The 13,883-nt window shown below is 37.5% G+C and carries 15 protein-coding genes and 1 pseudogene; 3 read left to right on the top strand and 13 right to left on the bottom strand.

Annotation, left to right across the window (positions count from 1 at the left end):
* Nucleotides 1–170: 170 nt before the first annotated feature.
* Nucleotides 171–959 carry a GNAT family N-acetyltransferase gene (locus tag ACNF42_RS07625; protein ID WP_443340157.1) on the top strand — a complete coding sequence of 263 codons (789 nt, stop codon included), beginning with the start codon at nt 171–173 and terminating at the stop codon, nt 957–959.
* A 276-nt stretch (nt 960–1,235) separates the two neighbouring features.
* On the opposite strand, the gene ACNF42_RS07620 is transcribed toward ACNF42_RS07625, so the two are convergent.
* From ACNF42_RS07620 to ACNF42_RS07590, 7 genes are all read right to left on the bottom strand, one after another.
* A complete protein-coding gene (locus tag ACNF42_RS07620; RefSeq protein WP_443340156.1) occupies nt 1,236–1,523 on the bottom strand; it encodes a hypothetical protein in 288 nt (95 codons plus the stop codon).
* The gene (locus ACNF42_RS07615; protein WP_443340155.1) at nt 1,516–1,815 is read right to left on the bottom strand and encodes an ArsR/SmtB family transcription factor; all 300 of its coding nucleotides are present in this window, start codon (nt 1,813–1,815) and stop codon (nt 1,516–1,518) included. The genes ACNF42_RS07620 and ACNF42_RS07615 overlap by 8 nt, the downstream gene beginning before the upstream one ends.
* Nucleotides 1,816–1,868: 53 nt before the next feature.
* Nucleotides 1,869–2,837, bottom strand: coding sequence for a hypothetical protein (locus ACNF42_RS07610; RefSeq protein ID WP_443340154.1), 969 nt, complete (start codon nt 2,835–2,837; stop codon nt 1,869–1,871).
* Nucleotides 2,838–3,094: 257 nt separating this feature from the next.
* Nucleotides 3,095–4,222, bottom strand: coding sequence for an alkaline phosphatase family protein (locus ACNF42_RS07605; protein WP_443340153.1), 1,128 nt, complete (start codon nt 4,220–4,222; stop codon nt 3,095–3,097).
* 93 nt (nt 4,223–4,315) lie between these two features.
* Nucleotides 4,316–5,281 (bottom strand): energy-coupling factor transporter transmembrane component T family protein, encoded by a 966-nt coding sequence (locus ACNF42_RS07600; protein WP_443340152.1) that lies wholly within the window; start codon nt 5,279–5,281, stop codon nt 4,316–4,318.
* The gene (locus ACNF42_RS07595) at nt 5,282–6,880 is read right to left on the bottom strand and encodes an ABC transporter ATP-binding protein (protein WP_443340151.1); all 1,599 of its coding nucleotides are present in this window, start codon (nt 6,878–6,880) and stop codon (nt 5,282–5,284) included.
* Nucleotides 6,877–7,590 (bottom strand): hypothetical protein, encoded by a 714-nt coding sequence (locus ACNF42_RS07590; protein ID WP_443340150.1) that lies wholly within the window; start codon nt 7,588–7,590, stop codon nt 6,877–6,879. The genes ACNF42_RS07595 and ACNF42_RS07590 overlap by 4 nt, the downstream gene beginning before the upstream one ends.
* 196 nt (nt 7,591–7,786) lie before the next feature.
* Between ACNF42_RS07590 and ACNF42_RS07585 the strand changes: the two genes are divergently transcribed.
* A complete protein-coding gene (locus ACNF42_RS07585; RefSeq protein ID WP_443340149.1) occupies nt 7,787–8,527 on the top strand; it encodes an HAD family hydrolase in 741 nt (246 codons plus the stop codon).
* Nucleotides 8,528–8,754: 227 nt separating this feature from the next.
* Here ACNF42_RS07585 and ACNF42_RS07580 read toward each other — a convergent pair whose 3' ends face one another.
* The 3 genes from ACNF42_RS07580 to ACNF42_RS07570 all read right to left on the bottom strand — a co-directional run bounded on the left by ACNF42_RS07580 (nt 8,755) and on the right by ACNF42_RS07570 (nt 11,020).
* Nucleotides 8,755–9,249, bottom strand: a complete 495-nt coding sequence (locus ACNF42_RS07580; RefSeq protein ID WP_443340148.1) for a hypothetical protein — start codon at nt 9,247–9,249, stop codon at nt 8,755–8,757.
* A 101-nt stretch (nt 9,250–9,350) separates the two neighbouring features.
* Complete coding sequence (locus ACNF42_RS07575; protein WP_443340147.1) at nt 9,351–10,088, bottom strand: M48 family metallopeptidase; 738 nt, start codon at nt 10,086–10,088, stop codon at nt 9,351–9,353.
* A 32-nt stretch (nt 10,089–10,120) separates the two neighbouring features.
* Entirely contained in the window at nt 10,121–11,020 is a 900-nt protein-coding gene (locus tag ACNF42_RS07570; protein ID WP_443340146.1) for an aminoglycoside phosphotransferase family protein, read from the bottom strand.
* A gap of 112 nt (nt 11,021–11,132) precedes the next feature.
* Between ACNF42_RS07570 and ACNF42_RS07565 the strand changes: the two genes are divergently transcribed.
* Entirely contained in the window at nt 11,133–11,720 is a 588-nt protein-coding gene (locus tag ACNF42_RS07565; protein WP_443340145.1) for a hypothetical protein, read from the top strand.
* A gap of 2 nt (nt 11,721–11,722) precedes the next feature.
* Here the strand turns inward: ACNF42_RS07565 and ACNF42_RS07560 are convergent, their stop codons facing one another.
* The 3 genes and pseudogenes from ACNF42_RS07560 to ACNF42_RS07550 all read right to left on the bottom strand — a co-directional run.
* Nucleotides 11,723–12,160, bottom strand: a complete 438-nt coding sequence (locus ACNF42_RS07560) for a bis(5'-nucleosyl)-tetraphosphatase (RefSeq protein WP_443340144.1) — start codon at nt 12,158–12,160, stop codon at nt 11,723–11,725.
* Nucleotides 12,161–12,209: 49 nt separating this feature from the next.
* Nucleotides 12,210–13,415 carry an MFS transporter gene (locus tag ACNF42_RS07555; protein ID WP_443340143.1) on the bottom strand — a complete coding sequence of 402 codons (1,206 nt, stop codon included), beginning with the start codon at nt 13,413–13,415 and terminating at the stop codon, nt 12,210–12,212.
* A 344-nt stretch (nt 13,416–13,759) separates the two neighbouring features.
* A pseudogene (locus ACNF42_RS07550) lies at nt 13,760–13,883 on the bottom strand (ISNCY-like element ISFac3 family transposase); the annotation flags it as partial.

Here is a 13,883-nt window from a genome sequence, read left to right as displayed (position 1 = left end):
TAATCACGGACCACCAGTTAGAAGGGAAAAAAGAATAACAGAAAACTTCTAAGTACAATAGCACCCTGAAGTGTTAATGAAAAAACTCAGTGAAAGACTCGCTTTATGGAAAGAGTAAACCTAATAGATGTAAACTCACGATATCATTTATAGATGCAACGTGCAATGAAATGAATTCAAGATTTTATGAACATGGGGTATTGGAATCCATCGGAATTGAAGGTGTTAGTGGACGGATATCTAATGTGGATTCATTTGCGCTTAATTGCGTCGGTTTAGCAAATATTCCAGAAGAAATTTGCGAGGACGTAATTGAAAAAGTTATCGAACGCTACTACAATCGAGGTAAAAATTTCACCTGGCTTGTAGGGCCATCCTCGTCTCCAGACTCCCTCGGAAAGCTACTTGAAAAACATGGCCTTATAAAAATCCCCCAAGTTGGTATGGCAGGAATGTACGCAGAACTGAAAGGATTAGAGATAAAGGGCAATGAAGAGGTTATGATAGAGAAAATACCAATTTCAAGACTCCCGGAATATGCAAATTTACTTTCTAATGCATATGGATTTGGTGAGACTGAAGAGGGATTTACCATAAGGTCTAAATTAGTTGCAAACTCTGGTGATGGAGGAGAACTTTACCTTGCGTTCTTGGGTAGGTATGATCAACCTGTTGCTTACGGGGTAAGTATATATTATATGAAAGAAAAAATACTTATTCTACAGGGTTCCGGAACCCTAAATCAGTTTAGGGGGAAAGGGATATACACAAGTCTTGTGTCTTCAAGAATAGAAGGCGCAAGGAAGAAAGGCTTAGAAATTGCAGTAATTCAGGCTATCAGGAGTACATCCATGCCCATATGCCAGAAGTTGGGATTTGAAAAGATTTCTGACATTGAGCTTTACGCCTATGGTAAGTCAAATGAGGAACACCTGGAAAGAGTTATGTCAAAGATATAAACAACGAATTTTTTCTCCTGCTAAATATTTAATCAATTAAAATTGAATAAAAGCCCACATAACTCCATTCATTGCTGAATCTCCCATAAAGGAAGAAATTTCTGAATGAAACTATAAAGATGTTCATTCCAGGAGTCATAGCTGTTCAAAGAAGTACTTTGCTTAATGACCTGTTTCTTTGTGATAGTTCGTTTCCTGAACTTTTTGATTTTACTGTTTTGGATATTCTGCCTGGATCTACATTTCGTTTCTATACCCCATATCATTTCTTTAATACTATGGACTAAGTATTCTGTATATGAGAATCAGTATGGAAATACCAAACAGATTTATTACAAATAATGGTACTGAAAGCACCAACCCATAATTCAGAGAAAACCCATAATAAATGTATATGGATACAACCTGCTGCATGAGAATAAGCGCACCCATTAAGAGAATTGGTTTGTACACCTTTACACTGTTTCTTTTAATCTCTCTTGTGAATACATAAATAAGCAGAATTGAGATTAAAAGTTCTGCACTCAGTACAGCTATGTTTAAATCCCACATTATTTCAGTCATTTAATAACCCCTTTCTTCTCATCATTTCTTCTATTTCCACGAAAAACTTTTCAATTTTCTGTGATGGAAAATATATTTTACCATATCCTTCACCTTCCTCGATGACAAACCCATTTTTCAGGAGAATATCCAGATGATGTTCCACAGTTCTGTAATTTACCCCAATATCATTAGCTATGGAGTGTCTATTAGCCGGTTCATTCATTATTTTTCTCAATATTCTGAACCTCATTGGGCCTCCTCTTGTGGCACCAAGTACATACCAGACAATTATCTCAGTCTCCCTGTCCAAATATTACACTACCAGATTGGCTCATAAATAAAAAAGAATATAAGGTTTTATTCTTAGACCTTATTTATGGGGCCAATGGCTGTGTTGTCAAAGTTCTCATAGACTATCTGGTATTGGAATATGCCGTCGTGCACATTGAAACCTGTCTCCATATATTTAAGTCCATATGTTACGTTTATGTACATGAATTTTGAGATATTAGAACTGCTCTGGACTATGAATTGAACTGTTGCATTAACAGTGGCCACATTGCCGTGAATTGTTACCACAGGTGGAGCTTCAGTGTAAAACCAGACAGCGTTCCAGAGACCAAAGAATTTGTTCCATGTACTCTGTATTGACACTGTTCCGTTATAGACTCCCTTGAGTGGGCCGCTTGCCCAGTTCAGAGTTGCATTGCCTGCATACTCAGACATTACGGTGGAAATGTTTTCAATTGCTATGTTGTTCCAGTGGCTGAATGCAAGTGATGTAATTTCATTTATGGAAGCATTCTGATCGTTGGTGCTGATGAAACCAGTTCCTGTGATCTTCCACACCTCTTTCTGTATGAGGTTTGTTGATGTTGAATATACCAAATTATAGCTCACGTTAATGTACTGTACCTGGTATGGTGCATTAACAGGTGTAACAACGAACTGATTTTGAGACTGCACAGTTGCGTACTGGCCATCCACTGACACAGAAGGCGGTGATATAGTGTAAAACCAAACAGCACCCCACAGATTAAAGAACTTATTCCAGGTTGCAGTTATACTGCTTATTCCAGAATATGTCCCTGAAAGTGGGCCACCTATCCATTGAAGAGAAGCATTGCTGGCATATTGACTTCCAAGAAGGGTTGAGTTTTCAATGGATATATCATTCCAATGTGAAAAAGCATCTCCAAGAACCTGATCGCTGGTCACTGCAGGGCTATTCTGACTGTGTGCATTCAAATCAGAATATACGTAAACAAAAGCACCCGCAAATCCAACCATCAGTATTCCCAATATTATGGCAATTACCTTTGTTGAATTCATAATTATCAGATTGTTATCACTAAGGCCATAAAGGGTATTTTTCAAAATTAAATCAAAATTATATGCAAATTAATTGAAAATTATGCATGGACATGCCCCAGTGTGAACAAAGAATGTGATTCGCAATCTGTTTCAATCCATAATGGATTCCAAAAATCATGGAAATAAGTGAGTCAAAGGGATATTCCAAAATATAATTGAGAAGAAAAATTGAATGAATACTATAGGGATCAGACTGATAGAATAAGAGAGATTTATCAATTAATTATTATGAGAGGTATCATCATCTCATCCGGACACAATCCACCATGTCTTCCCTTAAAATATTTGGTATTTCCCTCATCATTTGTCCCAGGATAAAAGTACGAACTTGCATCAGAAGGTACACCAATATAATCGAAACTTGCTATTTTATGCCCGTCATATGAACCCAATAGCTTTTTAAAATTCTGCCTGCTGTTGTCGAAGATATATAATCGTGGGAAATCCCTGTTCAGTATATCGAGAAGGCCGCTATTGCCTGAAAAAAAGACCGATCTTGTTGATCCAAAGGGAGGAATTTCGAAAGCCGCTTTCAGATCACTATTGTTTCCCATATCAACAGGTTCTCCTGCTTCCACGTGCCCATGATCTGCAGTTATTACAACCCTGAACTTGTCCTTATGATCAGCCGCTACGTTCTTTATGAGATTTACCATATGACGAAGTGCTTCAAGGTTTGCCTCTGAATATGGGCCATATGCGTGGGAGAGCTTATCGGAGAATGGAATATACATATAGACAAAGTCATAATCTCCTTCCAGTGCCTTTCTGTAATGGTAAATGGCATCCCAGATATTGTAATAGTGAAAATGAGTGCCATATGTGCTGTTGGTAATTGTTGTTAACTCAGAATTTTTTATAAAGTCTGGAGATATTATGGCGCATTTTTTTCCATCTTTTTCGGCCTTCTCTACTATATTTTCCACCTGATAAAGATCCTTCATTGGAATGATATCCTTTATAGAGTCCCTGCCCTTTGTATATACAGGGGTATAACTAAAGTTATCAACTATTACCCCGAGCTTTTTCACGTATGTTGTTCCTCCAAGAATGCAGTGCTCTCCTGGCATCTGCCCGGACATCAGTGTAACAAGGGCTGTTGTAGTTATTGAGGGGAACACACTTGTTATATAAGGATCCTCCGGAGTGAGAATTCCGGCCCTTATTCCTGCCTTATATCCAAACCCATCAATAAGAACCACAGATAATTTTTTTCCATCTTCTGGTATCTGCTTTATAACGGGTTTCTTTGTAGGCAAACCCAGGCTTACCATTATATTTTGAGATAAATTGAATAGACTCATTCCATCATACTGCGGATATAAGAGATCAGATTTCTCCATTTACATACAATGCGGAAATAAACTTTAAACTATCCTACAGATGTTATATTTCAATAATGAAAATATATAAAACCATGGAACTGCCTCAAAGGGCTATGTTAAATATGGAATCGCCCGTCCAAATCCCATCATTATTGCTATAATTGTTCCGACTACCATCATTATCAGTATACCTGAAAATATGTAATCTTCCCTTTTAAAGGGTGTCTGAACATAATAGGTTCTTGTTGGGTATGCCCTGAAAGCCCTTGTATCCGCTGATATTCCTATATCCTTGGCACCTCTTAAAAGATGAACTATGGTTGGCACTATTGAACCTATGGCTGCTGCCAGTATGACAAAGGGTCTGAGAAACTTAGGCTTATTCCCACCGTAACCTCTCATCATGCTTATCTTAATTGACGTATCAAACGATTCAAAAACTGCCGGAACTGTCTTCATTGCCACAACAAGGGAAAATATTATGGGATCAGGTATCTTGAATTTACTGAGTGTTTTTATGATCTGAGCAGGAGTATTTGTCATAACCAGTAAAAGACTTGCCACGACAGCAGCAGTAAACCTGAAGGAAATCTGAAGGCTGTAATAAAGGGACTGCAATGTGAGGTTATGTTCATATCCTAAAATTGAGAAATAGGGTGGCCAGGTCCATATTGTGGTGAATTTGGACACAGGTGTGTGGAGTGCCATTGAAACTATGGACAGGGGCTCATAGGGGGCGTATCCCCATACAGTACCAATTATCACCGAAAGTATTAGAAAGCCTGCAAGATACATTTTCCTCCATCCATTTTTCAGGGATGCGTATGAGGCCAGTAATGCAAAGGTTATGATGGCGCCTATCCACCATATGGCGAATGTTGCGATTAGGACTATTATTATGGAGAGGAGAATCTTCACAGAGGCATTTAACCGGTAGTAAAATGTATCGTATTTTTCATATGTTGTAATCTCTCTGAATCCAGATATTCCTATTGCACCCAAAATAAGGTAAAAGGGTATACTTACACCAAACACAAAGAGAAGCCAGCTTATCACTGTATCCATAAAACTGTACATCTAGTTCATCACCTCTTCCTCTGAATGCCTCAAAACAAAATCCGATGGGGCCGTGACCCCGTATTCAGCTGACCTGCTGAAAATTACATCAGGAGTGCCTTCATGAACTATCTTTCCATTTTCCATAATTCCTATATAGTCACCATATCTGTATGCAAATCTCGAATCGTGGGTAACGATAAGGAAAGAGAAACCTCTCTCGCAGAGATTTCTGATCTCTTCACCAAGTATTTTTTTGTTCAAAAAGTCCTGTCCGGATGTTGGTTCATCCATAAGCATTATATGAGCTGAAGATGCAAGGGATGCAGCCATGCAGACCCTTCTTCTCTGCCCTGTGCTCAGCATCAAAGGATCACTCATTCTTTTATCCTCCAGAGAAAACATTTCAATGAGCTTATCTCCGATCTTTTTAAATTCTGGGTTTTTTCTGTGTTTTGCTGAATAATATATTTCAGATTCCACATTTTTGCTTACAAGCATCAGATCAAAGCTTTGGGGCAGGTATGCTATTTTCCTTCCACGAATCACATAGTCTTTTTTCGATAGATCTTCGCCTTCAACATACAGACTTGATGTGACCTTAAACTGCTTCTTATTCAGAAAATCCATGAGAGCCTTTATAAGAGTTGTCTTTCCAGCCCCATTTTTTCCCATGATACAGTATACCTGGCCCTTTTTCAAACTAAGGTTTGCATCCACTATTCTCTTTCCCTCCACTTCAGCCTCCATGTGAGCGGAGAGTATAACTTCCCCATTGTTTCTTCGCTCCCTCCTTGACAGATGAATCCCGGATTCCTTTATCTTTTCCCTTATTATTTCAGGATCCAGAGTATGGAGACCCAGCTCTTTGGCATAGATGTACTCCTCGGGTATCTCAATTCCAGCATCCAGAAGTATTCCCACATCCCTCATAAGATGCTCCTTTGATACGTTTAAAACTATTTTCCCGTTATTTATTACAACCACTCTGTCCACGAAGGGAAGGGCTCTTTCAACCTTATGTTCAACAATTATCTGAGTCATGGAACTTTTGTTTTCCTGAATGAACTTGAATATCTGTTCTGTTCCCTCCGGATCTATATTGGATGTTGGCTCATCCAGTATCATAATTTTTGGTTCCATGGCAATAACAGAGGCAAGGGCAACCCTCTGAAGTTCGCCTCCTGAAAGTTTCGTTGTCTCCCGTTCCAGGAAATTGCCTATGCCAACCACAGAAATTGCCTTGTTTATTCTTCTCTCCATCTCCTCTCTTGGCAGTCTTAGATTTTCAGGTCCGAAGGCTATTTCATCCACAATGTTATAATTCATCACCTGCCTTTCTGGGTCCTGAAGGAGAGTTCCCACAACCCTTGCAATATCAGGAAGTTTCATGTCTCTGACCTCTGTGCCAAGAAGTTTTATACTTCCCGACAGTTCCCCGCTTATAACGTTAGGAATAATTCCATTTATACAGTTAACAAGTGTGCTCTTTCCGGATCCTGATCTTCCAGTTAGGAGTATGCTCTCCCCTTCATTCACATAGAAATCATCAATTTCCAGGGTGGGCTTTTCATCACTTAGATAAGAAAATTTTAGATTTTTAATCTCTATGGCCTTCATTGTACCAGCACTCTGGAAACCCTGAGAGCAATAAGTCCTGCAATAATTCCTAAAATTATATTTCCAGGAATGGCCTCGTAAAAGGATATGAGGATTTTTTGCCAGTTAACTATACTACCATAAAGGAATGGTCCAAAGAAGCCTTTGTAAAAGAATGGATCCGGAAATGCCCAAGTGAAACCTATAATTGCTCCCGTTATGGCGGCTCCAATATTTGATTTATTCGATTTATCCTTTAGATTTCCAAACAGATTTCCTCTCTTTATGGTTATGGCAAGATCGATGAATAGTCCATAAGTTAATGCCTCGTAGAAAACGAACACTGGTTCCCCGCTGAATCCATAGTGGAATATATCACCAAGTATATCGAATATTGCAAGACTGAGCATTCCCACACCTGGTTTTCTAACCAGTCCAGCAACTATGAAAAGCACTATGATTCTTCCAAAGAAACCAAAACCTATAAAGGCGGAAAGACCAGGCGGCACTATTTTGTCCAAGAGAGGTCCAACAAAGAACTCCCAGACCACAGTGAAAGCTGCGCCGATACCTATATAGACAAAGTCGACTGTCTTGTATCCCTTCAGCCCTCCTGTCTTCATACTGTAAAATATAACAAAACCAAGAGCTATGAGAAAATATGCGACTATTATCTCCCAGGGTATCATTCCTGGAACATTAAGATCTCCATTTATGCCATTGAAACCCATTTTATTTCTATTTTTTATGACGCTGTGTTAATTATAAATTTACTACATACCCTAATTTCTTTTACGGAGAGATATGTATCAAATATATGCTTAAAATTTTATCATAAACCATATAGACAATTACTTTATGGCAAGATCAATAGGGTAAATTGGAAAGAATAATTTCAAATTTGAGATATAAGAGGTTTGATTTTAAATGCTTAAGTCGATCTTACTGGATTTTGATAATACACTATATGATGATCTTGGTGGCATAAGAAACGTATTTATTCAGCTTAGAAAGGAATACAGATTTTTTCGTCCAATACCCCTGGATGAACTCGTTTCTAGGTTCTACTTTTATGACTATGGTATGAAAAATATGCTCACAGTTGACCGAATGCCAGTTAATGAAGTGAATCTGAAAAGAACGGATCTATTTCTTCAGAATGTGGGCCTTCCCTTAAAGGAGGATATGGTTAGAGAAATTCATGAACGAATAAGATGCCTTCATATCAAATATGGAAAGGCCATCCCGGGATCCAATATATTCTTAAAGAAACTTCATGGGAGGTACAGAATTGGCATAGTCACAAACCACATGGGTGACTACCAGAGGGAGAAGATCACTAAGACAGGCATATCCCATCTCATAGATTTTATGATTCCAGCCTACGATTTTGGTTTCTTCAAACCGGATCCTGAAATTTTTCAGATAGCCCTGGAATATGCAAAATGCTCACCTGAGGAGACCATAATGATTGGGGATAACTGGAAAGCAGATATCCTTGGTGCCATTCAATCTTCAATAGTACCAGTCTGGGTAAATTTCAAGAACCAACCTGCCCCCGATCCTGAGTTTCCGAATATTCTTAGATCCTTTACACCGGTAGATGAAGCCGTTGAAAAGATAGAACAGTTTCACAGGGCAGGTTTGCCATTGATCAAAGTAGAGTGAAAGATAAATCAAGAGAAAGGGATTTCTAATTTAATGTTTGATCATATCCATACTCTTGCTGGAAATTATTAAATGAGGTCAAATGCAACAAAGGATCTTTTCTAATTTTGATAATTCTCCCTGTCACCATAAACTCCCTTAAAATATAATACATCAGTTGGAAATGCTTGTAAAAATCATATATGATTCAATATCTATAGAGAATGAAATAAAAAATCAATATAATTTTATCTTCCCTTTACTCTTCCGTAGAGAATCTCATAGAGTGCCCCAAGTACTATAACGACTCCCCCAAGGGAACTCATTTCTGATATAAGATCCCTGGCCTTGTAATATGCTATATGGAATGCACCAGAATCCGTTATGTTTACAATATAGAGATGGTATGTTTCGTCCCATTTTGTATCGTAAAAGTGCGAATACATGAAAATTGTGATTATTCCCATAATAAGCATGATTATGGGAAACAGATTCTTGAGGAAATATCTCCTGTCCGTATTATTCATGAAACTAATAATACCCAAAAGAATCAAGATAAAGCTGAATACCGTATTTATGATAAGAACGTCGTCGTTGAATATATCTGATTTGATCGTCATGGCATATGGCGCCACCACCAGTAGAAGAAAACCAATTATTATGTACATTATTGAAACGTACCTTGGCTCTATCCACTTAATCTGGTCAGAAGATTCATTATGACTCATATTTTCATTGGCCATAGAATGTTAATTTTCATTTTATCTTAAAATTAACCTATATAAGATAATTATGGAACCCAAATCTATGATTATTATGGTGTTTCAATAAGCATAATGCTTCTTCAGTCCTGAGGAGAAACAGATATCATGATGCTGTGGTTTTGTATCAGCCAATCTCTCCTTAACCTCCAATCTGGAAGAATTTTTTCCACTTCTGACCAGAATACCTTACCGTGGGATTTGATCTTGGTATGCACTAATTCGTGTATTATTACATAATCTATGCACTCAGGAGGGGCCATTCCCAGTAGCCATGAGAAGGTCAGTCTGTCGTCATGTGAGCAACTCCCCCATCTCTTTATTGCTTTACCAACCCGATATGATGTGTAATGGAAATTGTACTCCTTTGATAGAATATTGAGCCTTCTGTCCAGGTAGTCTTTTAATGCTTTGGTATAAAAATCCCTGAAAAGTATTCCATAATCTTCCTTACAATCATATCTTAGGAGAAAAGACTCGTCAAAATGGAGGCATTCTCCCGAATTAACAATCCTTATGTGGTAATATCTTCCAAACAGGAGATGCATTTCCCCATCAGTGAAGTTTGTTTTTGCTCTGGCTTCTTCATATTTTCTCCTTGCCTCCAAAACCTCATTTATCCATCCTTCATTTCTTTTGAGAAATGAACGGATTTCATCCTCTCCTGCTTCCCTTGGAAACCTCATGATAAAGGTTCCATCTCTCCCAAGACGAATATACTCGCTTTTCCTCCTTTCCCTTATTATATTGATTAACACCAAGTTGCCATTCAAGCTTACTTTCAGTGTGTCAGAACGTTTATCCTGCTTTTTATTCCCCATTTTCAATTGGACCTCCTTGATTTTCAATACCTTTACTGTAAACTTTTTTTAAATTCCTCTGACAGTATCTTCGCTTCGTTATCTCTCCCCTCCTTTATAACAAAATAAAGGGTATAAAGAGGCTCAATTTTTTTGTAAATACTGATTCTCTTAAGAATCTTCTCCTTTTCTGGGCGAAATCTTGCTGGTATAAGATCTAAAACAGTACCCAGATCGTAGTCAACTGCCAATGAAGCAAGATCAAATGCAATATCTCCGGAACATGCCTCTCCCCAGTCGATAATTCCAGATATATGGCAGAGGTCGTTCTGTAAAATTATATTATCTCTATAGAAATCACCGTGGATCAAAGTAAAATCTTCATCCGAAAGGTATGTCTCCAGTCTTCTAATTTCATTCCACAGAAATTCAAAGTACATCTTATCAATATATGTTCTCTCAATGTCTTCAAATTTTTCCATAAGACTCAGTTGTGATTTTACCCAGCTGTCGGTATCATTTATAACAATATGTCCTTTCTGGATACTCGTCATATCAAATTCAGATATATAATCAAAATACTTTGAAAAATCATGCTTTACACATTCATTCATTACCTTCAGCTTTCTTAATGGATAGCCTTCGATGTACCTGTACTTCCCTACCAGCCTTTTGTCTACAGACAGTATGTTATATCTGGGAAACCCGAAGGGGAAATTGATCAAAAGGTCGGTAATTTTCTTTTCTGCAATCAGTCTTTCCGATGAGAACGAATTTCTGGGGAATTTTAACACTATTTCATTATTGATTATTAAGACCTTATTATTGAAGCCAGAATTAACAAATCTGCTGCTTTTTACCTCATAATCTCTCAACAAAATCTTAGAGGCCTGCATTATATGATCTTCAGAAAACCCCTCCCAGCCATTATTTTTCACAATTACTGAATCCATACAAATACAATAATTCTCATACTCTAAATCCAAGTTGAACTTGTTTTTAACAGATCATGGTGCCCTCTTTATTGCAAATACATTATATCTTCGTATATCTAAAGGCAAACAGATGAACTCCTTTATTCCCGTTCTGACAGCCGTGGTGGTAATTGGAACGCTTCATATGATGGCCCCTGACCACTGGCTACCTCTTTCCAGTTTATCAAGGCGATTCAATTATACAAGATTGAGAACACAAGATATTGCTGCGATCCTTGGAATAACTCACTCACTTATCTCTGTAGCTGTTGGTATTGCGGCCTCAATTTTGGGACTTATCTTTGTTTACTACCTTAATGTTGGCTTCACCCTTGTTGGGAGATCCTTACTTGGCATAGTTGCAATTTACTTCATTCTAAATGGATACCTGGAAAGCAGACAGGAGAATCACCAAGTGAGTGAAACGGTAAAATCGGCTTTGGCAGTAAGTGTTTTCCCTGACTTTGCCATAATTCCATTTATGTTCTCTACCCTTAAAATGGATCTAATGAATGCTTCTGAGATAGTTATCTCATTCGTTGCAGCAAGCACCATTTCCATAAGCATTATGGCCTATATAGGTACAAAAGGACTTGGAAATCTTTTGGAAAAAATGCCACCTTATTACGTTGATTACATCATGGGAATAATTTTGATAGGAACTATCCCATTTGTATAGTTTCATTGCAGGCCTTTCTTTTCTTCCAGTGAATTAATAAAATCCATTGCTTTTTTGATTAGTTCCTTTTGATTGGCATATTTCAGTTTAGACATTGCAGCATCATAATCCAGCCATTCATAACCTATATGCTCGTTGGAAATTATGACCGGTGTCTCATAGTCAACTTCCCCAAGGAACATTATTAGATCCTTCCTTATGTTTTCCCCGTTGAAATTGAAGTAATATTTTGTGCTTTCTTCAAATCCTGAAATTATATGACATCTTATCCCTGCCTCTTCAAATGTCTCTCTCTTAGCCGCTTCTGAATTATTTTCTCCTTTCTCCACGTGGCCCTTTGGAAAATCTAAAAAACCTTCTAGACGTTTTAGAAATAAAAAGAGAATTTTACCTTCGCTTCTCTTAAAAACAATAATTCCTGAACTTATTTCATTTTTCATAGAGTGCATATTTTTTCAACGTATAAAATGTTAAACCTTTTTCCTTTTTTTAATTATGGGCCATTTGCAAATTGCTCCCTGTTTTTGTGATCTTTCCCAGATATGCATAAGCGAAGAAAAATGTCAAGGCAGAGAGCATTGAAAGAGAATACATAGCAAAGACCTCGTGGGAACTGAATATTTGAAGAAGTATTATTCCAAGGAACAGGGAAACCGGTGTCACAATATTGTAAATTAAAGAATTGATACCAAAATATTCCCCCCTCTGATCCTCGGGCGCAATCTTGGATATTATGGAACTTGATACTGGACTCATTAAATTTTCACCAATGGTCAGAATCACTATGGCCAATGCGAGAAGAAAGATATTTCCCGTGATTGAGAATATGAAGAAAGAAAGGGAATAGAAAAGTATGCCATAGGAAAAGACCTTATATTCCTTAAATCTGATTGCCAAAGAAGTTATTTTGCTTTGAAAAAATACAACAACCATAGTATTAACAGAATAAAGAATGGTAATGTAAACAGGATTCAGAAGCCACTGAGTGGAGAGATAAAGAGGCATTGCAGGCGTTTCATACTGGTTAGAAATTGCAAAGCAGATTGATATAAGTGTTGAAACCATTATTATCCTCCCGTACTGACCATTTATTTTTACCTGTTGCTTAGTATATTCTTGTCTTTTATGAACTTCAACAGTTTCCTGGAAAAAGTAAAGGAACAAAATAAACTGAAATATGGAGCCAAATATTGGGGCAAGGAAGAATATGGAATAAGAAATTATTGAAGCAATACCGGAACAGACCAGGCCTATGCCTATTCCCACGTTAGCCCATATTCTCATAATGGAGAAATACCTGCTCCTTTCATTTTCAAGACTCAGATCAGTGATCATTGTATTTTTGAGCGTTGATTCAAATGAACTTAAATATGAGATAAGGGTAAGCAACCCAAAGATGAAAATTATGCTGAAGTTGAAAAGTACTGTAACATAGAGAAAGGAATAGGCTATCAGGAGAAATAATGGCAAAATATATGTGAATCTTCTTCTCCCAAATTTATCAACCATTTTTCCTGATTTTCGGAGAAATGGGGATGATATAATATTGGATAATACAAGTATGATACCTATGTCTATGAAATTAAAGCCTCTTCCATTCAGATATAGTGAGAGCAATATCCAGAGTGGGTATTTAGAGAATCCGTTTACCACCGAATCTATTATGAGAATATCTAATTGAATTTTTGATTTCATATATTGTTTCACTCATATTATAAAAATGAACCTGTTTGGACCTCTGACCCTATTTACTCCTGTTTTGAAATGCATTTGTAAACTTTCCGGACTTAGAAAAAAAGGTGTGTATCAAATACTATTCACTTTCTAGATTTTAAAGATTCATTTAAGGGGACTCGATGGCAATCATCCACTAATTTCCTAAGATGGATTACGCCTCCAAATTATGGGAACAATTTCCCTTGAGAATATTTACGCCAGCGAGTTTGAAAAGGAAAGACCTTGATAGAATGCACATAATAGGAGATGCATGGCGGACGAATATTTATAATGATCCCTATTGAAGAGTGTGGGACACTATTCTAAGATCTACCCATATTGAACAGATTGTGCCATGTGCCCGTGCAGAATAGTGCATTGTCTATCCTGTCATCTCTCCTCTGTGCTATATTCCATCCAAGCATCTTCTTGTCTGCAGCAAATCCG

Origin of the sequence: Cuniculiplasma thermophilum, assembly GCF_052315355.1 — an archaeon.
Taxonomy (GTDB): Archaea; Thermoplasmatota; Thermoplasmata; order Thermoplasmatales; family Thermoplasmataceae; genus Cuniculiplasma.
This window is presented reverse-complemented; position numbering and strand designations above follow the sequence as displayed.

Excerpts from the sequence above, each read along its gene's own strand:
- ACNF42_RS07625 (WP_443340157.1), top strand. The coding sequence starts at position 171 with ATGAATTCAAGATTTTATGAACATGGGGTATTGGAATCCATCGGAATT.
- ACNF42_RS07620 (WP_443340156.1), bottom strand. The coding sequence starts at position 1,523 with ATGACTGAAATAATGTGGGATTTAAACATAGCTGTACTGAGTGCAGAA.
- ACNF42_RS07610 (WP_443340154.1), bottom strand. The coding sequence starts at position 2,837 with ATGAATTCAACAAAGGTAATTGCCATAATATTGGGAATACTGATGGTT.
- ACNF42_RS07605 (WP_443340153.1), bottom strand. The coding sequence starts at position 4,222 with ATGGAGAAATCTGATCTCTTATATCCGCAGTATGATGGAATGAGTCTA.
- ACNF42_RS07600 (WP_443340152.1), bottom strand. The coding sequence starts at position 5,281 with ATGTACAGTTTTATGGATACAGTGATAAGCTGGCTTCTCTTTGTGTTT.
- ACNF42_RS07595 (WP_443340151.1), bottom strand. The coding sequence starts at position 6,880 with ATGAAGGCCATAGAGATTAAAAATCTAAAATTTTCTTATCTAAGTGAT.
- ACNF42_RS07590 (WP_443340150.1), bottom strand. The coding sequence starts at position 7,590 with ATGGGTTTCAATGGCATAAATGGAGATCTTAATGTTCCAGGAATGATA.
- ACNF42_RS07585 (WP_443340149.1), top strand. The coding sequence starts at position 7,787 with ATGCTTAAGTCGATCTTACTGGATTTTGATAATACACTATATGATGAT.
- ACNF42_RS07580 (WP_443340148.1), bottom strand. The coding sequence starts at position 9,249 with ATGGCCAATGAAAATATGAGTCATAATGAATCTTCTGACCAGATTAAG.
- ACNF42_RS07575 (WP_443340147.1), bottom strand. The coding sequence starts at position 10,088 with ATGGGGAATAAAAAGCAGGATAAACGTTCTGACACACTGAAAGTAAGC.
- ACNF42_RS07570 (WP_443340146.1), bottom strand. The coding sequence starts at position 11,020 with ATGGATTCAGTAATTGTGAAAAATAATGGCTGGGAGGGGTTTTCTGAA.
- ACNF42_RS07565 (WP_443340145.1), top strand. The coding sequence starts at position 11,133 with ATGAACTCCTTTATTCCCGTTCTGACAGCCGTGGTGGTAATTGGAACG.
- ACNF42_RS07560 (WP_443340144.1), bottom strand. The coding sequence starts at position 12,160 with ATGAAAAATGAAATAAGTTCAGGAATTATTGTTTTTAAGAGAAGCGAA.
- ACNF42_RS07555 (WP_443340143.1), bottom strand. The coding sequence starts at position 13,415 with ATGAAATCAAAAATTCAATTAGATATTCTCATAATAGATTCGGTGGTA.